The sequence below is a fragment of the Actinobacillus pleuropneumoniae genome (assembly GCF_003290385.1).
Taxonomy (GTDB): domain Bacteria; phylum Pseudomonadota; class Gammaproteobacteria; order Enterobacterales; family Pasteurellaceae; genus Actinobacillus; species Actinobacillus lignieresii.
This window is the reverse complement of record NZ_CP030753.1, coordinates 272,852-296,940: the sequence shown is the minus strand read 5'-3', so window position 1 is coordinate 296,940 and position 24,089 is coordinate 272,852. Positions and strand designations below refer to the sequence as shown.

The 24,089-nt window shown below is 42.4% G+C and carries 16 protein-coding genes, 2 tRNA genes and 3 rRNA genes; 11 read left to right on the top strand and 10 right to left on the bottom strand.

What is annotated here, in order from left to right:
- The first annotated feature begins 68 nt into the window (after positions 1-68).
- From modA to DRF63_RS01360, 5 genes are read left to right on the top strand one after another with little or no spacing between them, the layout of a single operon-like run.
- Entirely contained in the window at positions 69-827 is a 759-nt protein-coding gene (modA, locus tag DRF63_RS01380; RefSeq protein ID WP_005596146.1) for a molybdate ABC transporter substrate-binding protein, read from the top strand.
- A gap of 59 nt (positions 828-886) precedes the next feature.
- A complete protein-coding gene (modB, locus tag DRF63_RS01375; protein ID WP_005596144.1) occupies positions 887-1,576 on the top strand; it encodes a molybdate ABC transporter permease subunit in 690 nt (229 codons plus the stop codon).
- Between the two features lie 3 nt (positions 1,577-1,579).
- Complete coding sequence (gene modC, locus DRF63_RS01370; RefSeq protein ID WP_005596143.1) at positions 1,580-2,635, top strand: molybdenum ABC transporter ATP-binding protein ModC; 1,056 nt, start codon at positions 1,580-1,582, stop codon at positions 2,633-2,635.
- A 47-nt stretch (positions 2,636-2,682) separates the two neighbouring features.
- On the top strand, positions 2,683-3,117 hold the full coding sequence (locus DRF63_RS01365) for a type II toxin-antitoxin system RatA family toxin (protein ID WP_005596141.1): 435 nt from the start codon (positions 2,683-2,685) through the stop codon (positions 3,115-3,117).
- Positions 3,077-3,406: an RnfH family protein gene (locus DRF63_RS01360; RefSeq protein ID WP_012478312.1), complete on the top strand. Its 330-nt coding sequence runs from the start codon at positions 3,077-3,079 to the stop codon at positions 3,404-3,406. Before DRF63_RS01365 ends, DRF63_RS01360 begins: the two co-directional genes overlap by 41 nt.
- A gap of 47 nt (positions 3,407-3,453) precedes the next feature.
- Here DRF63_RS01360 and tdeA read toward each other — a convergent pair whose 3' ends face one another.
- The 3 genes from tdeA to gpt all read right to left on the bottom strand — a co-directional run bounded on the left by tdeA (position 3,454) and on the right by gpt (position 6,127).
- On the bottom strand, positions 3,454-4,848 hold the full coding sequence (gene tdeA / locus DRF63_RS01355) for a toxin/drug exporter TdeA (RefSeq protein WP_005596137.1): 1,395 nt from the start codon (positions 4,846-4,848) through the stop codon (positions 3,454-3,456).
- 101 nt (positions 4,849-4,949) lie between these two features.
- Positions 4,950-5,570 carry a guanylate kinase gene (gmk, locus tag DRF63_RS01350; protein WP_005596134.1) on the bottom strand — a complete coding sequence of 207 codons (621 nt, stop codon included), beginning with the start codon at positions 5,568-5,570 and terminating at the stop codon, positions 4,950-4,952.
- Between the two features lie 83 nt (positions 5,571-5,653).
- The gene (gene gpt, locus DRF63_RS01345) at positions 5,654-6,127 is read right to left on the bottom strand and encodes a xanthine phosphoribosyltransferase (RefSeq protein WP_005596130.1); all 474 of its coding nucleotides are present in this window, start codon (positions 6,125-6,127) and stop codon (positions 5,654-5,656) included.
- A gap of 172 nt (positions 6,128-6,299) precedes the next feature.
- On the opposite strand from gpt, the gene DRF63_RS01340 reads away from it, so the two are divergent.
- Entirely contained in the window at positions 6,300-7,754 is a 1,455-nt protein-coding gene (locus DRF63_RS01340) for an aminoacyl-histidine dipeptidase (protein WP_005618992.1), read from the top strand.
- Positions 7,755-8,111: 357 nt separating this feature from the next.
- On the opposite strand, the gene rrf is transcribed toward DRF63_RS01340, so the two are convergent.
- The 6 genes from rrf to recD all read right to left on the bottom strand — a co-directional run bounded on the left by rrf (position 8,112) and on the right by recD (position 15,666).
- Positions 8,112-8,227, bottom strand: a 5S ribosomal RNA gene (gene rrf, locus DRF63_RS01335).
- Between the two features lie 159 nt (positions 8,228-8,386).
- A 23S ribosomal RNA gene (locus DRF63_RS01330) occupies positions 8,387-11,288 on the bottom strand.
- Positions 11,289-11,554: 266 nt separating this feature from the next.
- Positions 11,555-11,630: transfer RNA gene (locus tag DRF63_RS01325), tRNA-Ala, on the bottom strand.
- A gap of 51 nt (positions 11,631-11,681) precedes the next feature.
- Positions 11,682-11,758: transfer RNA gene (locus DRF63_RS01320), tRNA-Ile, on the bottom strand.
- An 82-nt stretch (positions 11,759-11,840) separates the two neighbouring features.
- Positions 11,841-13,382 (bottom strand): 16S ribosomal RNA (locus tag DRF63_RS01315).
- The 16S, 23S and 5S rRNA genes sit together here with 2 tRNA genes alongside, the layout of an rRNA operon.
- Positions 13,383-13,728: 346 nt before the next feature.
- Positions 13,729-15,666, bottom strand: a complete 1,938-nt coding sequence (gene recD, locus DRF63_RS01310) for an exodeoxyribonuclease V subunit alpha (protein ID WP_005596113.1) — start codon at positions 15,664-15,666, stop codon at positions 13,729-13,731.
- A 120-nt stretch (positions 15,667-15,786) separates the two neighbouring features.
- Here recD and alr point away from each other — a divergent pair, with 120 nt between their 5' ends.
- A complete protein-coding gene (gene alr, locus DRF63_RS01305; RefSeq protein WP_005600308.1) occupies positions 15,787-16,911 on the top strand; it encodes an alanine racemase in 1,125 nt (374 codons plus the stop codon).
- A gap of 87 nt (positions 16,912-16,998) precedes the next feature.
- On the opposite strand, the gene sodA is transcribed toward alr, so the two are convergent.
- Positions 16,999-17,640 (bottom strand): superoxide dismutase [Mn], encoded by a 642-nt coding sequence (sodA, locus tag DRF63_RS01300; protein ID WP_005596109.1) that lies wholly within the window; start codon positions 17,638-17,640, stop codon positions 16,999-17,001.
- Positions 17,641-18,049: 409 nt separating this feature from the next.
- Between sodA and thrA the strand changes: the two genes are divergently transcribed.
- The 4 genes from thrA to rho all read left to right on the top strand — a co-directional run bounded on the left by thrA (position 18,050) and on the right by rho (position 24,078).
- A complete protein-coding gene (gene thrA, locus DRF63_RS01295; protein WP_005596107.1) occupies positions 18,050-20,506 on the top strand; it encodes a bifunctional aspartate kinase/homoserine dehydrogenase I in 2,457 nt (818 codons plus the stop codon).
- Positions 20,506-21,456 (top strand): homoserine kinase, encoded by a 951-nt coding sequence (thrB, locus tag DRF63_RS01290; protein WP_005596106.1) that lies wholly within the window; start codon positions 20,506-20,508, stop codon positions 21,454-21,456. The genes thrA and thrB overlap by 1 nt, the downstream gene beginning before the upstream one ends.
- 211 nt (positions 21,457-21,667) lie before the next feature.
- Positions 21,668-22,618 carry a cysteine synthase A gene (cysK, locus tag DRF63_RS01285; protein ID WP_005596105.1) on the top strand — a complete coding sequence of 317 codons (951 nt, stop codon included), beginning with the start codon at positions 21,668-21,670 and terminating at the stop codon, positions 22,616-22,618.
- 197 nt (positions 22,619-22,815) lie between these two features.
- Positions 22,816-24,078: a transcription termination factor Rho gene (gene rho / locus DRF63_RS01280; RefSeq protein WP_005596104.1), complete on the top strand. Its 1,263-nt coding sequence runs from the start codon at positions 22,816-22,818 to the stop codon at positions 24,076-24,078.
- The last annotated feature ends 11 nt before the right edge of the window (positions 24,079-24,089 follow it).

The following is a 24,089-nucleotide window of genomic DNA, read 5'->3' as shown; positions in this document are numbered from 1 at the left end:
ATATTTGCTAAAGTCAGCGAAAAACCGACCGCTTGCTCTCGTGTTAAACGTTTTAAAGGAATTTCAATATGAAACGATTATCTAAAACTTTACTTATCGGAATATCGGCGCTTTCATCGGCTTTTGCTTTCGCTCAAAACATTACCGTTTTTGCCGCCTCATCAATGAGCAATGTATTGCAAGAAATTAATCAAGATTTTGCTAAGCAATACCCGAATGATAAAGTGATTTTTTCTTTCGCCTCCAGTTCGGTACTCGCCAAACAAATTGAACAAGATGCGCCGGCGGACGTATTTGTTTCCGCGGATCTAAAATGGATGGAATATCTAAAAGAAAAACAACCCGCCAAAACTCAAAATATCCGTCATCTCGTTAAAAATGATCTTGTTTTGATTGCGCCGAAAGACAGTTCATTAACGACAAGCGATATACAAGCGGTCGATTTCACCAAAATTTTAGCAAACAGCTATTTATCGGTCGGCGATCCGGCTCACGTACCTGCAGGCAAATATGCCAAAAAAGCCTTGGAACATTACGGCTTATGGCAACAAGTCGAGCCAAAACTTGCTCGAGCAAAAAATGTGCGAGATGCACTTTCGTTTGTCGAACGTGGGGAATCACCGCTAGGTATCGTGTATTCTACCGATGCGAAAATATCCGATAAAGTCAAAGTAATTGCGATTTTCCCGACCGAAAGTTACGGAGAAATCGTTTATCCTGCGGCAACTCTCAGTGATAAAGCACAAGCCAAAGCATTTTTAGATTTCCTTTATTCACCGGAAGCCAAAGCGAAATTTAAAGCTGCCGGTTTTTATCCGATTAATTAATCTTACAAAAGGGATAGCCAAAAGTTATTCCTTTTCTTCTTATCAACGGTTGGTAAATCATGTTTAATTTTACCCCTCAAGAACTTGATGCCATTTTCTTAAGTTTGAAAGTCGCTTTATTAGCAGTGGCTTTATCATTACCGTTAGCGATTTTTACCGCATGGTTGCTCTCCCGTAAGCAATTTTGGGGCAAAAATTTATTAAACGGCATCGTGCATTTACCTCTGGTTTTACCGCCGGTCGTGATTGGTTATCTGTTATTAGTTTCAATGGCGAAAAAAGGCGTAATCGGTCAGTATTTATGGCAATGGTTTGAATTTTCGTTCAGTTTTTCTTGGAAAGGAGCAGTGCTTGCTTCAATGGTGATGGCATTTCCGTTAATGGTCAGATCGATTCGCCTGACCTTAGATGCGGTCGATCCGAAATTGGAACAAGCCGCCAGAACCTTAGGCGCACCACCGTTAAAAGTGTTTTTTACTCTTACGTTACCGCTTTCCTATTCGGGGATTATCGCCGGTGCGGTACTCGGCTTTGCTCGTTCGCTCGGTGAATTCGGTGCGACAATTACCTTTGTTTCCAATATTCCGAATCAAACTCAAACCATTCCGTCCGCACTCTTTACCTTTATTGAAACGCCGGACGGCGAACTGGCTGCCGCACGCTTATGTGCCGTTTCGATTATGATTTCCTTAATTGCACTATTTGCTTCCGAATGGTTTGCGGAAAAGCAAAAACGCTTACTGAATTAACTTATGCTTCAATTAAATCTACATCAAACACTCGGACAACTTAAATTAGCGGTAAAGTTAGATATTCCAAATAAAGGCGTTACCGCGATTTTCGGACGTTCCGGAGCCGGTAAATCCAGTTTAATCAATCTAATCGCCGGCTTATCTACACCGCAGAAAGGTTATATCCGGCTTAATCAACAAACTTTATTTGATAGCGAACAGCGGATTAATCTCGCACCGGAAAAGCGAAAAATCGGCTATGTGTTTCAAGAACATCGACTTTTCCCGCATTATACGGTGGAAAATAATCTCAAATACGGCTACAAGCGGTCGGATTCCGCTCATTTTTTGCAAATCGTACAATTACTGGGAATCGAGCATTTACTCACACGCTTTCCGGCGAGTCTTTCCGGCGGCGAAAAGCAGCGTGTTGCGATTGGCAGGGCATTATTAAGCGAACCGCAATTATTGCTAATGGACGAACCATTGTCGGCTTTAGATTTACCTCGCAAACAAGAATTAATGAATTATTTGAGTAAACTTGCCGCTCAAATTGAAATTCCGATTTTATATGTCAGTCATAGCCTAGATGAAATTATTCGCTTAGCCGATAATCTTATTCTGCTCGAACAAGGTAAAGTTACGCTTTTCGATAGTGTGGCTAACGTGTGGCACCATCCGGCTTTTACGGCTTGGCAACCGGATTCGCAAAAAGTCAGTTTATTAGAATTACCGATTAGCTCGTATCAATCGACTTATAAGATGCTCAGTTTGGCACTCGGTTCGCAAAAAATTTGGATAAATGAAACGCTGCATTATCACATCGGCGATAAGTTACGCCTGATAATTGCCAGCAAAGACGTTTCGATCAGTTTAGAAGAACCGAATCCAAGTTCGATTCGTAATATATTGACAGGGAAAATTACGGAGATTATTCCGCATTCGGATCGAATGGATATTGCCGTATTAGTTGATAGTCACATAATATGGGCGAGTATCAGTTTATGGTCATTCGATGAATTGGCATTAAAAAACGGGCAAAATGTATACCTTCAAATCAAAAGCGTTTCTTTATAGCAATACAAAAATTTAGTAAAATAAGACCGCTTACAAAGAGAAAGAATATGCCTATTGTCAATCAATCTTCGCTTGTGCCTTATAGCGCCGAGCAAATGTATCAACTCGTAAACGATTACGAAAAATATCCGCAGTTTTTATCCGGCTGTATCGGTGCCAAAACCATTAGTCGCGGAAATAATGAGCTTGAAGCCGAATTACAAATTCAAAAGTTAGGTATCAGTCAAAGTTTTAGCACACATAATAAAATGCTCCCTAACGAACGGATCGAAATGAAATTGGTTAATGGTCCGTTTCGACAATTGCAAGGCGCTTGGAACTTTCAGCCGTTTGACGAGCAAAGCTGTAAAATATCGCTTTATTTAGAATTTGAATTTTCAAATCCTGTCGTGGGAATGGTATTCGGCAAAATATTTAATGAGCTGACATTAAAAATGGTCAATGCTTTTAAACAACGCGCAAAAGAGGTGTACGGTGTCTGATATAGAGAAAATCGAAGTAGAAGTGCTTTTTGCCTATCCGAATAAACATTTTTTAAAAAAAATCACATTAGATGCGCCTACTAGTGTACAAAATGTGATTTTACAATCCGGCATTCTAGAAAAATATACCGAAATTGATTTACGAACGAACAAGGTCGGTATTTTTAGCCGTCCGGTTAAACTTACCGATATGGTGGAAAACGGTGATCGTATTGAGATTTATCGTCCGTTAATTGCCGATCCGAAAGAAATTCGCCGTAAACGAGCCGCCGAACAAAATAAAAAATAGTAAAAAAGCACGAAACTTTTATTTCGTGCTTTTTTGTTAGCGCAATACTATCTTCTATATTTACCCGCCATAGACTGATAAACCGTATTTTCATTCGATAGAATCATATATTTCTGATTCAAAATGGAAAGCTGGGAATTTAATTCCGTATTTAGTGCGCTAATCCATTCACGGAACTCGGATACGCCTTGTTCATAACGATTTTTATAATAGTTACTGATACGTTTATCATGCTCGTATGCTTGTTGTAGGGTCGCATAACTGCTGAGTGATTGTTGATAAGCGTAGTAGTGCTGATCAATTTCATTTAATGCGCTGGTCACCGTCTGTTCATAATTTAATTTCGCCGTCATATAATCCGACTCGGAAATTTTCACGTTATTTTTCACACGATTCCAATCTAAAAACGGTAAATCAAATGAAATCACACCGTTACCGACCGGATTATCGCTAATATTTGCGACTTTTGAGGCGCTTGCCGAAATCGAACCGCCAAGCGTAACTGTCGGGAACCAACTTTTTTCTGTTGCGGTAAGCGATTTAAATGCGCTTTGTAAACGGTTTAAACGGGCTACAACATCCGGGCGATTTGCGATTGCCGATACCGGTACATTTAAATCGATTCCTTGCAATTTAACACCTAAAATACTCGGATAACGAGTAGGTAACGCTTGATTCGGTTTTAAATTTAACAAATTACGCAATGTCTGCTCTGCCGTTTTAAGATTGGTACGCTCCGAAATTAAACTATTACGCGCGTTTAACGTTGCCTGCTGAGCTTGTTCCACCGCTAAACGATCGATTGCACCTGCGGCATATTTATTATTTAAAATCGTTGAGATTTGCTGATAATTATTAATGGTACGCTCAATCACTGCGATGGCATCTTTATAATAAGCAATTTGGTAGTAAGTAGAAACGACCGAATTTAATAATGAAAGACGTGTCGCTTTTAAATCTTCAACCGTAGCTTTATGCTCCCATTCCGCCGCACTTGCCGCATCAGCCAAACGTTGCCATAAATCAAGCGTATAACTTAACTTAAAACTTGCCGTATGTGAAATAGTCGATATGCCGGTTGAAATTTGATTCGATGTGGAACCGACACCTTTCGCTGCAGATGAAGAACCTGATCCGCTAAACGTCGGTACTAGATTCGCGCCGACTAAATTCGCATTATAAAGCGCTCGGTTTACTGCAATGGCGCTTTTAGCTAAATCCAAGTTATTGGCAATCGCTTGCTCAACTAACGAATTTAACTGGCTGTCATTATAACCTTGCCACCATTGCTCATTAATTTGGAACTGTTTGGTAATTTCTTCATATTGTTGATATGTCGCCTGCGCTTGTTCAAGCGAACCGTCCGCACTTAATTTTGTGGTTGAACAAGCCGATAAGGCAAGTACAACGGAGAGTGTTAAAGCTAATTTTGAAAGTTTCATATTGTTTCCTACAAACTGCTATCAATCGGGGAAAGAATAACTCAGCCGATTTAGAATAAAATATAGTTTATTCGGGTAAATTTTTTCTCAATTCAGACCGCTTATTTCGAAAGTAATTGACGAATTAATTTTTCATATCGAACCGCTTGAGAAGCTTGTTTTAAACGCTCGGAAGTTAAAATACTTTTTAACTCACTTAATGCGGTTTGGAAATCATCATTTACGATCACATAGTCAAACTCATTATAATGAGACATTTCCGATACGGCCTCGGCCATTCTTTTACCGATTGTTTCTGCCGAATCTTGACCTCTTCCGATTAAACGTTTTTCCAATTCCTCACGAGAAGGCGGTAAAATAAAAATAGTCTTTACATTCGGAACTTTATTACGAATTTGACGTGCACCTTGCCAGTCGATATCTAAAAAGACATCAATGCCGTTCTCTAAACTCTTTTCTATCATCGGCAAAGATGTACCGTAATAATTACCGAATACTTCAGCCCATTCTAAAAAATGCCCTTGCTCGATTAACGATTCGAATTCCGCATGATGAGTAAAATAATAATGTACCGCATGTTCCTCTCCCGGACGAGGATTACGCGTAGTATGCGAAACAGAAAGTTGAACTTCCGAACGAGGTAAATCCGCTAATAACGCATTAATCAATGAGGATTTACCGGCACCGCTTGGTGCGGAAAGAATGTAAAGATTACCTAACATAACATTATTTATTATTTAAATGAAAAAGTTACCATTGAAAATGGAGAACCAATTTTTTTAATCAGTTCTCCATTATTCACGAATTACTTACGTGCGAGAGGCGGAACAAATGTGATGCCTAAGTCCCAAGGTTGTTCAATCCACGTTTCTTGAGGAATATCAATTACATAATCGTCCACTAACGGTGTACCTGCCGGTTTAGCGAATACGGTTACGAATTTCGCTTTAGGATACATTTTGCGAATTTCTTTTGCCGTATTACCGGTATCAACCAAATCGTCCACAACAATGAAACCTTCGCCGTCTGTTTGCGCCGCGTGTAATACTTTTAATTCGCCTTGTTCATCATGGTCATAGCTGGAAATACATACGGTTTCAACATGACGGATACTTAATTCACGCGCTAATACCGCCGCCGGGAACAAACCTCCGCGACTTACCGCAATAATCCCTTTCCATTGTGATGCGGGTAAAAGACGTTCCGCTAATTTACGGGCGTGCATATGGAACATATCCCAAGTTACAACATATTTTTCGTTTGTGTATTTTTCACTCATACAAAGTCCTAGATAAAAAAAAGCGGTGTCAAGGCACCGAATAAAAAAATTGCGTTATTCTAACCTAAAATGCGCATTCGTGCTATCATTTCCATTATTCTTCAACAATAGCGGTCTAATTTTTGCAAAATTTTACGAAATTTTGACCGCCTATAAGTTATTAGAGGTAAATATGTCTGAAATCACAAAACTTTCTCCAACCTTATTATGGCAATGGTTTGATAAAATCTGCGCAATTCCTCATCCTTCATACCATGAAAATCAACTGGCGGAATTTATCGTTGATTGGGCAAAATCTAAAAATTTATTTGCCGAACGCGATGAAGCTGGCAACGTATTAATTCGTAAACCGGCTACGCAAGGTATGGAAAATCGCTGTACTATCGCACTTCAAGCTCATTTGGATATGGTTCCGCAAGCAAATGCCGCAGCACAGCACGACTTTCTCAAAGATCCTATTCAACCTTACATTGACGGAGAATGGGTCAAAGCCAAAGGCACGACTCTCGGTGCCGATAACGGCATCGGGCTTGCTTCTTGCCTAGCCGTATTAGAGGCTGACGATATTGCCCATCCGGCTCTTGAAATCTTACTGACGATGAGTGAAGAAGTCGGTATGGAAGGGGTTTTAGGCTTACGTCCGAATTGGTTAAAATCAGATATCATGATTAATACCGATACCGAAGAAAACGGCGAAATTTATATTGGTTGTGCCGGTGGTGAAAATATCAACTTATCACTTCCGCTTCAATATGAAACAAATGCTCACGATTCTGCATTGCAAATTACTTTAAAAGGCTTACAAGGCGGACATTCCGGCTGTGATATCCATACAACGAGAGCTAACGCTATCAAATTAATGGCAAGAATCTTAGCGGAGATACAAACACATTATCCGATTCAAATTTCTGCTTTAAAAGGCGGCTCTGTACGTAATGCGATTCCACGTGAAGCTCAAGTAACCTTAACTGTTGCTGCAAATCATCAACAAAATGTAATCGCTTATTTAACCGAATTAGCGAAGAAAATTCAAAACGAACTGAGATTAGCGGAAGCTAATTTGAAACTTGAAATTGAGCCGAGTCAATTACCGAATCAATCATTAACCATTGAATCAACTCAAAAAGTAATCCATTTACTTAATGTATTGCCAAACGGCATTATCCGTAATAGTGATGTTGTCAAAGATGTGGTAGAAACCTCATTAAGTATCGGCTTAGTCAAAATTGAGGAACAACAGCTCACCGCAACGATTTTAGCTCGTTCATTAATCGAAAGCGGAAAAGAAGATGTGAGAGGAAAAATCAATTCTCTTGCCGCATTAACGGGCGCAAAAGTAGCATTCTCCGGAAATTATCCGGGTTGGGAACCCGATACTCAGTCACGAATTACGCCATTAACCAAAGCAATTTATGATGAAGTATTAGGTTATGAAGCTCAAGTTAAAGTTATTCATGCCGGATTAGAATGTGGACTAATCAAAAAGGTTTATCCTAATATGGATTTGGTTTCTATCGGACCGACAATCCAAAACGCCCATTCTCCGGATGAAAAAGTGCATATCCCCGCAGTTGAAATTTATTGGAAATTGCTCACTAAATTACTTGCTCAGGCTCCGGTAAAATAATTACTAAAAAAATGCAGAACGGCTAGAATTTTACTTCTAGCCGTTTTTCTTTCTATCTTATTTCTCTACCATAATCTTCTTTAATACATTTAAACTATAAGCGGTCAAATTTCTTTGTTGTTTTACAAATACCCTAGTTGGAGCCGTTTGACTAAAATAGTCTATCACTGGGGAATTATAAGCTTAGGAAATTTATAAAAGGTAGGTCAAAAGGAAGAAACAAAGAAACTAAAGAAAAAATGAAGAATGAATGAACAAAGAATGATTCTGTTAAAACTATTGTAAAAAAGCAAAAACCCCGTAGTTATCGCTAACCACAGGGTTTCTTGCTTCGTTTTCGCTTTCGCGCTAAATTCAATCTGGCGATGCCCTACTCTCACATGGGGAAACCCCACACTACCATCGGCGTTACTGCGTTTTACTTCTGAGTTCGGAATGGAGTCAGGTAGAGCCACAGCACTCTGGTCGCCAGAATATTCTGTTGATGTCTTTCGTCTTCTTTATCTGTCTTTCCCTTTGTTCTTTTCTTCTTAAATTCGAAACAAGCCGTCACTGATTTTTTCGTTTTTTGTCTTCTTTAGTTCTTGTTAGCATTTAACTTCGCTTCACGCCCAAAAACACTTGAGCGTTGTATAGTTAAGCCTCTCGGGCAATTAGTATGTGTTAGCTCAACGTATCACTACGCTTACACACCACACCTATCTACGTCGTAGTCTCCAACAACCCTTACAGTCTTATAGACTGGGAGAACTCATCTTAAGGCAAGTTTCGTGCTTAGATGCTTTCAGCACTTATCTCTTCCGCATGTAGCTACCCAGCAGTGCCTCTGGCGAGACAACTGGTACACCAGTGATGCGTCCACTCCGGTCCTCTCGTACTAGGAGCAGCCCCTCTCAATTCTCCAACGCCCACGGCAGATAGGGACCGAACTGTCTCACGACGTTCTAAACCCAGCTCGCGTACCACTTTAAATGGCGAACAGCCATACCCTTGGGACCTACTTCAGCCCCAGGATGTGATGAGCCGACATCGAGGTGCCAAACACCGCCGTCGATATGAACTCTTGGGCGGTATCAGCCTGTTATCCCCGGAGTACCTTTTATCCGTTGAGCGATGGCCCTTCCATTCAGAACCACCGGATCACTATGACCTGCTTTCGCACCTGCTCGACTTGTCCGTCTCGCAGTTAAGCTTGCTTATACCATTGCACTAACCTCACGATGTCCGACCGTGATTAGCAAACCTTCGTGCTCCTCCGTTACGCTTTGGGAGGAGACCGCCCCAGTCAAACTACCCACCAGACACTGTCCGAGACCGCGTTCCGCAATCTTCGTTAGAACATCAAACGTTAAAGGGTGGTATTTCAAGGACGCCTCCAACAACACTGGCGTGTCATCTTCAAAGGCTCCCACCTATCCTACACATCAAAATTCAATGTTCAGTGTCAAGCTATAGTAAAGGTTCACGGGGTCTTTCCGTCTAGCCGCGGGTACACCGCATCTTCACGGCGATTTCAATTTCACTGAGTCTCGGGTGGAGACAGCCTGGCCATCATTATGCCATTCGTGCAGGTCGGAACTTACCCGACAAGGAATTTCGCTACCTTAGGACCGTTATAGTTACGGCCGCCGTTTACTGGGGCTTCGATCAGGAGCTTCTCTTTCGATAACACCATCAATTAACCTTCCAGCACCGGGCAGGCATCACACCCTATACGTCCACTTTCGTGTTTGCAGAGTGCTGTGTTTTTAATAAACAGTTGCAGCCAGCTGGTATCTTCGACCGGTTCAACCTTCGTGAGTAAATCACTACAATCTACGCCGGCGCACCTTCTCCCGAAGTTACGGTGCTATTTTGCCTAGTTCCTTCACCCGAGTTCTCTCAAGCGCCTGAGTATTCTCTACCTGACCACCTGTGTCGGTTTATAGTACGGTTTAGTATAACCTGAAGCTTAGTGGCTTTTCCTGGAAGCGTGGTATCGGTTACTTCAGTTCCGTAGAACCTCGTCATCACTTCTCGGTGTTGAATGGTGTTCCGGATTTGCCTAAAACACCCACCTACCGGCTTAAACGCACATCCAACAGTGCGATAACCTAACCTTCTCCGTCCCCACATCGCAGTTATACCAAGTACGGGAATATTAACCCGTTTCCCATCGACTACGCTTTTCAGCCTCGCCTTAGGGGCCGACTCACCCTGCCCCGATTAACGTTGGACAGGAACCCTTGGTCTTCCGGCGAACGAGTTTTTCACTCGTTTTATCGTTACTTATGTCAGCATTCGCACTTCTGATACGTCCAGCAAACCTCTCGATTCACCTTCGTCCGCTTACAGAACGCTCCCCTACCCAACAATGTTTCCATTGATGCCGCAGCTTCGGTGACTAGTTTTAGCCCCGTTACATCTTCCGCGCAGGCCGACTCGACTAGTGAGCTATTACGCTTTCTTTAAATGATGGCTGCTTCTAAGCCAACATCCTAGCTGTCTAAGCCTTCCCACTTCGTTTCCCACTTAACTAGTACTTTGGGACCTTAGCTGGCGGTCTGGGTTGTTTCCCTCTCCACGACGGACGTTAGCACCCGCCGTGTGTCTCCTGAGTATCACTCTTCGGTATTCGCAGTTTGCATCGGGTTGGTAATCCGGGATGGACCCCTAGCCGAAACAGTGCTCTACCCCCGAAGGTGTCCGCTCAAGGCTCTACCTAAATAGATTTCGGGGAGAACCAGCTATCTCCCGGTTTGATTGGCCTTTCACCCCCAGCCACAAGTCATCCGCTAATTTTTCAACATTAGTCGGTTCGGTCCTCCAATTAGTGTTACCCAATCTTCAACCTGCCCATGGCTAGATCACCGGGTTTCGGGTCTATACCTTGCAACTCAATCGCCCAGTTAAGACTCGGTTTCCCTTCGGCTCCCTTATTCAGTTAACCTCGCTACAAAATATAAGTCGCTGACCCATTATACAAAAGGTACGCAGTCACAAGATTTCTCTTGCTCCCACTGCTTGTACGTACACGGTTTCAGGTTCTATTTCACTCCCCTCACTGGGGTTCTTTTCGCCTTTCCTTCACAGTACTGGTTCACTATCGGTCAATCAGGAGTATTTAGCCTTGGAGGATGGTCCCCCCATCTTCAAACAGGATTTCTCGTGTCCCGCCCTACTTGTCGTTAGCTTAGTACCATAATAATGTTTTCGGATACGGGATTATCACCCTCTACGATTGAGCTTCCCAGCTCATTCTCCTAACAAAACCATTATCACTAACAGGCTCTTCCGCTTTCGCTCGCCGCTACTTACAGAATCTCGGTTGATTTCTTTTCCTCGGGGTACTTAGATGTTTCAGTTCTCCCGGTTTGCCTTATTAAGCTATGTATTCACTTAATAATAGTAGATTCTTCATCTACTGGGTTTCCCCATTCGGATATCTTGGATTAAACGCTTCTTATCAACTCATCCAAGCTTTTCGCAGATTAGCACGTCCTTCTTCGCCTCTGATTGCCAAGGCATCCACCGTGTACGCTTAGTCACTTAACTATACAACCTCAAATGTTTTCAAATATTTTCAAATTTTATTTGAACGCATTCAACGCGATACTTTATTCAACTAAACACTTAGCTGCTTTTGTTCAGCTAAGATTTTCAAGATAATTACTTATCTTTTACTACTCAGACTTTCTTTCGAAAATCTCTCAGTTTTCAGCTTGTTTCCAATTTTTTAAAGAACAATTTAAGACAATAATTTGACTTATCATCATGACTAAATAAACAAATCTTTCACTTATTCACTTAGTCATGATGATTGGTGGAGATAAGCGGGATCGAACCGCTGACCTCCTGCGTGCAAGGCAGGCGCTCTCCCAGCTGAGCTATATCCCCATACATCATAACTCAATATAATCACACCTTTCAGCTTTCACTCGTTTTGAGTGGTGGGTCTGAGTGGACTTGAACCACCGACCTCACCCTTATCAGGGGTGCGCTCTAACCACCTGAGCTACAGACCCAAAAGGATGCCGGATTATATCCGTTTTCGTCTTCTTTCTATCAAACAATCTGTGTGAACACTCGCTGTCGCTCAATTTCTGGTAAGGAGGTGATCCAACCGCAGGTTCCCCTACGGTTACCTTGTTACGACTTCACCCCAGTCATGAATCATACCGTGGTAAACGCCCCCCTTTCGGTTAAGCTATCTACTTCTGGTACAACCCACTCCCATGGTGTGACGGGCGGTGTGTACAAGGCCCGGGAACGTATTCACCGCAACATTCTGATTTGCGATTACTAGCGATTCCGACTTCATGGAGTCGAGTTGCAGACTCCAATCCGGACTTAGACGTACTTTGTGAGATTTGCTCCATGTCGCCATCTTGCTTCCCTCTGTATACGCCATTGTAGCACGTGTGTAGCCCTACTCGTAAGGGCCATGATGACTTGACGTCATCCCCACCTTCCTCCGGTTTATCACCGGCAGTCTCCTTTGAGTTCCCGACCTAATCGCTGGCAACAAAGGATAAGGGTTGCGCTCGTTGCGGGACTTAACCCAACATTTCACAACACGAGCTGACGACAGCCATGCAGCACCTGTCTCATGGTTCCCGAAGGCACTCTCGTATCTCTATAAGATTCCATGGATGTCAAGAGTAGGTAAGGTTCTTCGCGTTGCATCGAATTAAACCACATGCTCCACCGCTTGTGCGGGCCCCCGTCAATTCATTTGAGTTTTAACCTTGCGGCCGTACTCCCCAGGCGGTCGATTTATCACGTTAGCTTCGGGCACCAGACTTAAAGCCCAATCCCCAAATCGACAGCGTTTACAGCGTGGACTACCAGGGTATCTAATCCTGTTTGCTCCCCACGCTTTCGCACATGAGCGTCAGTACATTCCCAAGGGGCTGCCTTCGCCTTCGGTATTCCTCCACATCTCTACGCATTTCACCGCTACACGTGGAATTCTACCCCTCCCTAAAGTACTCTAGTTGACCAGTATGAAATGCAATTCCCAGGTTAAGCCCGGGGCTTTCACATCTCACTTAATCAACCGCCTGCGTGCCCTTTACGCCCAGTTATTCCGATTAACGCTCGCACCCTCCGTATTACCGCGGCTGCTGGCACGGAGTTAGCCGGTGCTTCTTCTGTAGTTAACGTCAATTACCAAATCTATTAAATTTGATACCTTCCTCGCTACCGAAAGAACTTTACAACCCGAAGGCCTTCTTCATTCACGCGGCATGGCTGCATCAGGGTTCCCCCCATTGTGCAATATTCCCCACTGCTGCCTCCCGTAGGAGTCTGGACCGTGTCTCAGTTCCAGTGTGGCTGGTCATCCTCTCAGACCAGCTAGAGATCGTCGGCTTGGTCAGCCTTTACCTAACCAACTACCTAATCCCACTTGGGCTCATCTTATGGCAGGTGGCCCGAAAGTCCCACCCTTTAATCCATAGATATTACGCGGTATTAGCTACAGTTTCCCGTAGTTATCCCCCTCCATAAGCCAGATTCCCAAGCATTACTCACCCGTCCGCCACTCGTCGGCAAAGAAAGCAAGCTCCCTTCCCGTTACCGTTCGACTTGCATGTGTTAAGCCTGCCGCCAGCGTTCAATCTGAGCCATGATCAAACTCTTCAATTCAAAAAGTTTAATCGCTCAATATTCTGCTTAGCTAAGTTCACTTCGCTTTCCTAACTCAACGTTAAGAAAACTGAAAAATATGAATTTCTAGTTTAAGCACCTATTAAGACTTCAAAATTAAAAATATTTTTTAAATCAAGTCAATCAACAAGTGCCCACACAGATTGTCTGATAAGTTGTTAAAGAACAAAAAAGAACGACGCACTGCATTTACTTCTCATTCACAACAGTGCGTCGTTGTGTGGGATGCATTATAGAGAAATCTGAATTCCTTGCAAGTTCTTTTTGCAAAAAAATCTTGAAAAAGTGATTGAAAGAACAGATTTAATACAATTCGCATATTATTTTAACTGAACAAGTGCATTAATTGTGCTTTTAATCCGCTTTGACGCTGAAGATTATTATTCACCGCCTGTAACCAAACTTGTTTTTCTCCGAATAAAGTAAAATGCTTTTTAGCTCGGGTAATCGCCGTATAAATTAATTCTTTACTCATAACCGGTGCAAAGTGCAATGGCGTTATCAGTAAGGTATGTTCGAATTCAGAACCTTGCGACTTATGAACCGTCATTACATAAGCCGGTTCAAATTCGGGAAGTCTATTCAGAGAAAGACTTAAATATCCATCGTCAATTTTCGTATCAAAATAAACTCTCGATATTCCGTTCTCATCCGGTAAGATAATCCCTATATCGCCGCTATAAATATGATTTTGCGGCGAGTTCTGTGTAATGAGTAACGGTTTACCGATATAGTAATTTTTACTTTGTTCTAAAGAAATCAGTTTTGCCGTCGCTAATGCCGTTTCTATCCTTTTATTTAATTGCTCTACGCCCAATTCACTTATACGCAATGCGGATAAGAATCTTACTTTTTGAAAAACCTCGAAAATTTCATTTACCGACACTTTCGTCGGATTATTGTAACGTTGTTTAACAAGCGTTAGATATTCCTTATAAAGTTCGACCGCTTTATCTGTTATTTGTTTCACGCAATTTTGAATCCACTGCTGTTTTTCCGGGAAATCCGAAGTGTGTGCATATTCGATCAAAGATAAATCCGCTGAGCCTTTTGCAAAAAGTTGCCAAGATTCAACCGCTTGCTTTTCATTAACCAGTTTCGCCAACTGACCGATTCCGGAATTAGCGTCAAAACGATAACTTTTTTTCAAATGACATAACGAATCGCAAATAGGTAATGATTTTTCTTTCGGAACTAATTGATACTTGGTAACTTGATTCAAATAATCGCAATGTTTCCGGCTATATCCCTGTTGAAGAAACGCTCCGAGTTCTCCCATAATCGCTCCGGCTTCAACCGACGCAAGCTGATCTTTATCGCCTAAAATAATTAATCGGGTATTCGGTTTTAATGCCGCCATTAATTTTTCCATTAAGAAAAGATCAATCATAGACGCTTCATCCACCACTAAAAGATCAATATGTAACGGATTTTTTGAGTGATAACGAGGCTCATCACTTTGCGGACGTATTCCTAACAAACGATGAATTGTCGAGGCGGTCGTTGGAATTTCAAAATTCAAATTAAGCACGCTTAAACTTAATGTGATTGACTCTTTTAAACGTGCCGCCGCTTTTCCTGTCGGTGCAACAAGCGCAACATTCAACATTGCTTTACCGCTACGTAGCTGTTTTTCTTGCAACGCAGCTAATAATTTGGCGACCGTTGTAGTTTTACCGGTTCCCGGCCCGCCGGAAATGACACTAAACTTTTTCTTGATTGCGGTAGCAACCGCCACTTTTTGCCAATTTATTTCATCGGATTTTTCAAATAATTTTTCAATAATCTGTTTATCTAATTCCGCATTTGCAATTTCTTGCGAAAATTCGACCGCTTTGACTAAGTAATTCGCGATATTATTTTCCGCCTGCCAGTAACGATAAAAATAAAGTAGTCCATGCTGAAACAGCATCGGTGCAACTTGTATAGGATCCGAACTAAAGGCAATATGATTTTGTAATACGCCCTGCCATTCAAGCGGCGTGATTCCGCCGATTTTTTGCAAAATTTCATCATTAAGCGCCTTTTCCTCATTTCGATTTGATAAACCGAAAAAAAACCGTGAGGCTTGAGAATCCAAACGAATAGCCGCATGACCTTGCATTACGTGAAAAGAAACTAATGCGGCAAGCAATACCGCCAAGTTTTTTTGTTGTTCGGTATAGGGATAACTTTGCTGTTTACGATCAATCATTTTAGCGAATTGATAATCCAATTCGGAAATCACATTCGTTTCTTTTAACTCATATAAAAGCGTCAGCATAAATAAAATCCTCTAAACTTAATCTGCTTAGAATTATCCGATGTTCATTATTCATTGTCCATTTATTCTCATCGAGCGTATAATTATCTTTACTTTCAAATGAAATCATCAAAAAAAGTAATGAAACCAGCAACAGCAACTATTAGCCGAGAGGCTCTCCGCCATAATATAGAACTGATAAAAACCTTCGCACCTCAACAAAAACTGCTTGCCATGATCAAAGCGAATGCTTACGGGCAAGGATTATTGCCTGCCGCCGACACGCTCGCCGATTTGGTTGAAGGATTCGGGGTCGCACGTTTAAGGGAAGCGCTCGAAATTCAAGAAACCGGTTACACCGGCAAGATTTTATTAATCGAAGGATTCTTTGATCGAGAAGAATTACTGAAGACCCTTTCCAGACGATTCGATACCGTTATACATTGCCAAGAACAACTTGAACTTCTCGAACAAGTTGCCAAAGAATGGCAACAAGAACAACAAAAAGGCTTTTGGAAACGCAAGGCGAAAATTTATTTTCCGATTAATGTTTGGTTAAAAATTGATACCGGTATGCACCGCCTCGGCGTACATCCCGAAAAAGTTGATATGTTCTATCAACGCTTAAAGGCCTGTCCGTTAGTGGAAAGTATTAGCTTTGTCAGCCATTTTAGCCGAGCGGACGAACCGGATTGCGGTTATACCGAAAAACAAATCGCCGTATTTGAAGCGGCGACCTCTCCTTATCCTACACACGAACGCAGTATTTCCGCTTCGAGCGGTATTTTATATTGGAAACAGGCGCATTATGACTGGGTTCGTCCCGGTATTATTATGCACGGTATTTCTCCGCACTATACGCCGATTACCGATTTAGGCTTCAAACCGGTAATGACGCTCGCGTCTTCCTTAATTGCGGTCAGAACGCATAAAGCGGGCGAACCGGTCGGATACGGCGGTGCTTGGGTAAGTGATAAAGACACTAAATTAGGTGTGGTGGCAATGGGTTACGGTGACGGCTATCCGCGCAATGCGCCGGAAGGCACGCCGGTTTTAGTAAACGGACGAATCGTACCGATTGTCGGTCGTGTTTCGATGGATATGCTGACCGTTGATCTCGGAGCAGACAGTCAAGATAAAGTCGGTGATGAAGTGATTTTTTGGGGCAAAGATCTGTTAATTGAGGAAGTCGCACAACATATCGGGGTAATCAGCTATGAATTGATTACCAAACTTACCCCACGGGTAATTTTTGAATACGAATAATTCATATAAAAAGCGGTCGTTTTTACAAGAAAATTTGCAAAAACGACCGCTTATTTATTCGCTTAGATTAAGAAAACTCAATCTTAATTATTTTGCACAACCGCAGTGTGAAGCGTGTTCTTCAAAACGACGAGCCGCTTCGTCCCAGTTTACCACGTTCCAGAACGCTTTGATGTAGTCCGGACGGCGGTTTTGGTAATGTAAGTAGTAAGCGTGTTCCCAAACGTCTAAAGCTAAAATAGGGAAACCTGAAACGCCCGCAACTTCTTTACCCATAATCGGGTTATCTTGGTTTGCCGTTGAAACAACCGCTAATTTACCGCCTTCAACCACTAACCATGCCCAACCTGAACCGAAACGCGTTGCCGCCGCTTTTTCAAATTCCGCTTGGAACGCTTCTACCGAACCGAAATCACGTACGATCGCATCTTTTAATGCGCCTTGTAAAGTCGTACCAGTTTTCAAGCCTTTCCAGAAAAGCGTGTGGTTTACGTGACCGCCGACATTGTTACGTACCGCAGTACGTTTCTCAGCAGGCACTTGGCTTAAATCTTTAATTAACGCACCCGGGCATTTTTCTAAAAGCTCCGGATGAGCTTCTAACGCCGCATTTGCATTATTTACGTAGGTTTGGTGGTGTTTAGTATGATGGATTTCCATCGTTGCTTTATCGAAATGTGGCTCTAACGCATCATAAGCGTAGCCTAACTCTGGTAATTGATATGCCATTTTTAGGGTCCTTTTTGTTAGGTGAATAAAAATCGTATCAAATATACCAAAAATAGACTTAAGAAGACATAATTTTTTAATCTAAATCAAAAAAATAGAATTTTTCTATCGCTTGATAAAACTATTTTTATCTCAAGCTTTTATTTCTAAAAAAAACCATTGACAAACCAAACGCTTTCCCCCATTCTCTCAAACCATTGAAATATTGATTCAACAATATACAGAGTAACAAGGATTATGGCGCGTTTTACAATGATTACCACCGACGGCATTATGACCATTATGTGTAAGGCATAGTGCGGGGGTGTGTACCAGTAAAACGGCAAGAAACAAACGGAACCCGCTAGCAAGCGGGTTTTTTTATATCCAAATTTGCAAATACCAATATCTAAAATCATCAGGAGAAATTATGCGAGTTCTTAAATTTGGCGGTACATCCCTTGCAAACCCGGAGCGTTTTATCCAAGCGGCGGATATTATTGAAAAGGCGCATTTGAAAGATCAAGCCGCAGGCGTACTTTCCGCACCGGCAAAAATCACCAACCACCTTGTTGCAATTGTCGATAAAGCGATTGCAGGCGAATCATTCGAATCCAACCTAAAAGAAGCCACCGAAATTTTCCACAATATCATCAACGGATTATACGCAATCAATAATAAGGTTGATCGTGAAGGCTTATTAGCTTTAGTAGAAGCGGAACTCGCACAAATTCAAAGTGTGGCAAGTGAAGCGGCAAAAAGCAAATCATTACCGGATAGTGTTGCGGCGACGATTCACTGCCGTGGCGAAAAACTATCGATTGCAATGATGCAAGCGTGGTTTGAAGCAAAAGGTTATGAAGTTACTCGTATTGATCCTGTCGAAAAATTATTAGCGCACGGCAGTTATTTAGAATCCTCCGTCGATATTGCCGAATCAACCAAACGTGTCGATGCTAATTCGATTCCAAAGAAAAATGTCGTATTAATGGCAGGTTTTACCGCTGGTAATGAAAACGGTGAACTGGTCTTACTCGGTCGTAACGGTTCCGACTATTCGGCAGCATGTTTAGCCGCTTGTTTAAAAGCGGATTGTTGCGAAATTTGGACGGATGTGGACGGTGTTTATACTTGTGACCCTCGCTTAGTGCCTGAAGCGATTTGTTTAGAATCAATGAGTTATCAAGAAGCGATGGAGCTTTCTTACTTCGGTGCGAAAGTCATTCACCCTCGTACTATCGGTCCGTTAGTGCCGTTAAATATTCCATGTTTAATTAAAAATACCGCAAATCCTGATGCGAAAGGCACATTAATCGACGGCAACGTAGCGACTGACGGTTTAAAAGTAAAAGGCATTACTAATCTTGATAATGTTGCAATGTTTAACGTATCCGGTGCCGGTATGCAAGGTATGGTCGGTATGGCGGCTCGCGTATTCTCGACTATGTCGAAAGCCGGCATTTCGGTCATTCTAATTACTCAATCTTCTTCCGAATACAGTATCAGTTTCTGCGTACCTGCAAAATTTGAGGAAAAAGCGACCGCTTGCTTAAATGCGGAATTTGCTCAAGAGTTAAGTAAAGGCGATTTGGATCCGATTGATATGATCCGTGAGCTTTCTATCATCTCGGTAGTCGGTGACGGTATGCGTACCGCAAAGGGAATTGCCGCTCGTTTCTTCTCTTCACTGGCACAAGCTAATATCAGCATCGTTGCCATTGCACAAGGTTCGTCCGAGCGTTCAATTTCAGCGGTAGTGCCGATGAATAAAGCGATTGAAGCGGTTAAAGCGACCCATCAAGGTTTATTCAGCAATAAAAAATCGATTGAAGTCTTTCTAGTCGGTGTAGGCGGAGTCGGAAGCGAACTTATCGATCAAATCAAACAACAAAAAGAATTTTTAGCAAAGAAGGATATTGAAATCCGTGTATGCGCATTGGCGAATGCGGATAAAATGCTCCTCAACGAAAACGGTTTAAATTTAGATAATTGGAAAAGCGATTTAGAAACGGCAACCCAACCGTCCGATTTCGACGTTTTACTCTCGTTTATTAAGTTACACCACGTAGTAAATCCGGTATTTGTCGATTGTACCGCGGCGCAATCGGTAGCAAACCTTTATACCCGAGCGTTAAAAGAAGGTTTCCACGTTGTTACCCCAAACAAGAAAGCCAATACCGGTAGTTACCGATATTACCAAGAATTACGTGAAGCTGCTCGCCAAGGTCAGCATAAATTCTTATACGAAACGAACGTAGGCGCAGGCTTACCGGTTATTGAAAACTTACAAAACTTGTTGGCTGCCGGTGACGAAGTGGAAAAATTCGAGGGGATTTTATCCGGCTCGCTTTCATTTATTTTCGGTAAATTAGACGAAGGTTTAAGCCTTTCGGAAGCAACGTTAATCGCAAAAGAAAAAGGCTTTACCGAGCCGGATCCGCGTGATGACCTTTCAGGTGCGGATGTCGCTCGTAAACTATTGATTCTTGCGCGCGAAACCGGTTTGGCACTGGAATTCGACGATATTGAAGTGGAAGGCGTACTACCGAAGGGCTTCTCGGACGGTATGAGTAAAGAAGAATTCTTAAAAGTCTTGCCGGAAATCGACGCACAGTTTAATGAACGAGTTCAAGCGGCTAAAGCGGAAGGTAAAGTATTACGCTATGTCGGTTCGATTACCGGCGATAAATGTCGTGTTGCTATTGAAGCGGTAGATGAAAATCACCCGCTTTATAAAGTAAAAGACGGTGAAAATGCGCTGGCATTCTTAACCCGTTACTATAGCCCGATTCCGCTCTTATTAAGAGGTTACGGTGCAGGTACGGACGTAACTGCCGCCGGTATTTTTGCCGATATTCTGCGTACATTACACGGAGGTTCAAACTAATGACGACATTACGAATTTATGCTCCGGCATCAAGTGCCAATCTAAGTGTCGGTTTTGACTCGTTAGGTGCGGCGATTTCACCGATTGACGGCTCGTTACTCGGTGACGTAGTACAAATTGAAGATTGCGAAACCGCTTTTGAGCTGGAAAGCGCCGGTTATTTCGTGCGTAAATTACCAAAAGAGCCGCAAAAAAATATTGTTTATCAAGCCTACGTATTATTTAGCGAACGCTTGAAATTACGCGGCGGTTCAGTCAAAAACTTACGTCTTACCCTTGAAAAAAATATGCCGATTGGTTCCGGTTTAGGTTCAAGCGCCTGTTCAATCGTAGCGGCATTGGTTGCACTGAATAAATTCCATGACGAACCGTTTTCTAAAATGGAATTATTGGAAATGATGGGCGAATTGGAAGGACGAATTTCCGGCTCAATCCACTACGACAACGTCGCACCTTGCTATTTAGGCGGTTTGCAGTTAATGACGCAATCGCTCGGTAATATTTGCCAAACCATTCCGTTCTTTGACGAATGGTATTGGGTACTCGCTTATCCGGGCGTTGAAGTTTCAACGGCGGAAGCTCGAGCGATTTTACCGAAAAACTATACTCGTCAAGATATGATTCAACAGGCGCGTTACCTCGGTTCGTTCGTACACGCTTGTCATACGCATCAAGATATCTTAGCGGCGACAATGATGAAGGATTTAATTGCCGAGCCGTATCGTGAAAATCTATTGCCGAACTTTGCCGAAGTTCGCCAAGGCTGTAAAGATCTCGGCGCATTATCAGTAGGTATTTCCGGTTCGGGCCCGACAATGTTTGCCATTGCGCCGGATTTGGAACACGCTCAAAAACTGGCCGCTTATCTTGAAAAAGAGTATCTACAAAACAACGAAGGCTTTATTCATATCTGTAAAGTCGATAACCAAGGCGCGCGTGAATTGAAATAATTCGCAGTGTATTTAGCCTATACAAGCGGTCGGATTTTGCAAAAAAATTGTAAAATCCGACCGCTTTTTTAGTGTGATTCTCCTCGTCTTTTGAACAAGTCAATTTCATATTCCTTTCCGTTATATTAAATGATTTTTCGCCACTAACATCTTTCGGAAAAATATCGTATGCTTGCTAAGAAATCTTAATTCAAACTAAAGGAACAACCCTATGACAATCTATGCAGACAACTCATATACTATCGGTAATACCCCGATTGTTCGTTTAAAAAACTTCGGTCAAAACGGCAACTTATTAGTAAAAATCGAATCTCGTAACCCAAGTTTTAGCGTGAAATGCCGCATTGGTGCCAATATGGTATGGCAAGCGGAAAAAGACGGTATTCTGACCAAAGGCAAAGAAATCGTAGATGCGACCAGCGGTAATACCGGTATCGCTCTTGCTTACGTGGCAGCGGCTCATGGGTATAAAATTACCCTAACTATGCCGGAAACGATGAGTACCGAACGTAAACGTTTATTACGCGGTTTAGGTGTAAACTTGGTTTTAACCGAAGGCTCGAAAGGGATGAAAGGGGCGATCTCTAAAGCGGAAGAAATCGTCGCAAGCGATCCGAACCGTTATGTGATTTTAAAACAGTTTGAAAATCCGGCGAACCCGGCAATTCACCAACAAACAACCGGTCCGGAAATTTGGAATGCGACCGAAGGTAAAGTGGATGTGATCGTAGCAGGCGTGGGAACTGGCGGTACGATTACCGGTATTTCTCGCTATATTAAACAAGATCAAGGCAAACAGATTATTTCCGTTGCGGTTGAACCGAAAGAATCACCGGTTATTACACAAACCTTAAACGGCGAAGAAGTTAAACCGGGTCCGCATAAAATCCAAGGTATTGGCGCAGGTTTTATTCCGAAAAACTTAGACTTAAGTTTAATCGACCGTGTAGAACAAGTTTCCAGCGAAGAAGCGATTGCAACCGCACGCCGAATTATGGCGGAAGAAGGTATCTTAGTCGGTATCTCGTCCGGTGCAGCGGTAGCAGCGGCGGATCGTTTAGCGAAGTTACCGGAATTTGCCGATAAACAGATCGTAGCGATTTTACCGTCCGCTTCTGAACGTTATTTAAGCACCTTATTATTTGAAGGTGTAGAAGTTTAATTTTCTCTTCTTTTTTTAAAATGCCGGTATAACGCCGGCATTTTTCGTTTAGAAATGCTCGTAAGCGGTCTATTTTTGCAAAGAATTTGCAATTTGGATGATTTTGCTGTATTATTCGCCACGTCTTTTTACGGTATTATCCGTATCTATTTATTCTTAAATTAATCCAATCTTACAATTATCAAGAATTATTTCTTATGCATCTTACTCAATTAAAAAACACTCCTGTATCGGATCTTGTTGCGCTCGGTGAAGGTCAAATGGGCTTAGAAAATTTAGCTCGTTTACGTAAACAAGATATTATTTTCGCTATTCTCAAGCAACACGCTAAAAGCGGTGAAGATATTTTCGGTCAAGGTATCTTAGAGATCTTGCCGGACGGCTTCGGCTTCTTACGTTCGGCTGACAGTTCATATCTTGCCGGCCCTGACGATATTTATGTTTCGCCAAGCCAAATTCGTCGTTTCAACTTACAAACCGGTGATAAAATCGAAGGTAAAATTCGTCCGCCGAAAGAAGGCGAACGCTATTTCGCTCTATTAAAAGTTGATCTCGTCAATGATGACAAACCTGAAGTTTCTCGCAGCAAAATCTTATTTGAAAACTTAACCCCTTTACACGCCAATTCACGTTTACGTATGGAACGCGGAAACGGCTCAACCGAAGATTTAACCGCTCGTATTCTTGATTTAGCAGCCCCTATCGGTAAAGGTCAGCGTGGTCTGATCGTTGCACCGCCAAAAGCAGGTAAAACCGTGCTTCTGCAAAATATCGCACAAAGCATTACCCATAATCACCCCGAATGTGAATTGATCGTGTTACTGATTGACGAACGTCCGGAAGAGGTAACGGAAATGCAACGTACCGTACGCGGTGAAGTGATTGCTTCCACCTTTGACGAGCCGGCGACACGTCACGTACAAGTTGCGGAAATGGTAATCGAAAAAGCGAAACGTTCGGTAGAACATAAAAAAGACGTGGTTATTCTATTAGACTCAATCACTCGTCTTGCCCGCGCTTACAATACCGTGACGCCTGTTTCCGGTAAAATCCTTTCCGGTGGTGTGGATGCAAACGCATTACATCGCCCGAAACGTTTCTTCGGTGCGGCACGTAACGTAGAAGAAGGCGGTAGCTTAACCATTATCGCGACGGCATTAGTTGATACCGGTTCGAAAATGGATGAAGTTATCTTTGAAGAGTTTAAAGGTACCGGTAATATGGAATTACACCTTTCTCGTAAAATTGCGGAACGCCGCGTATTCCCTGCGATTGAGTTTAACCGTTCGGGTACACGTAAAGATGACTTATTAATGTCGCCGGAAGAGCATCGTAATGCGTGGATGTTACGTAAAGTACTGAATCCGATGGATGAAGTAGCGGCAATGGAATGGTTAATCGATAAACTCGGCGTAGCCAAAACCAACGAAGAATTCTTCGAATTAATGAAACGTTCATAAAAAATAAAGGC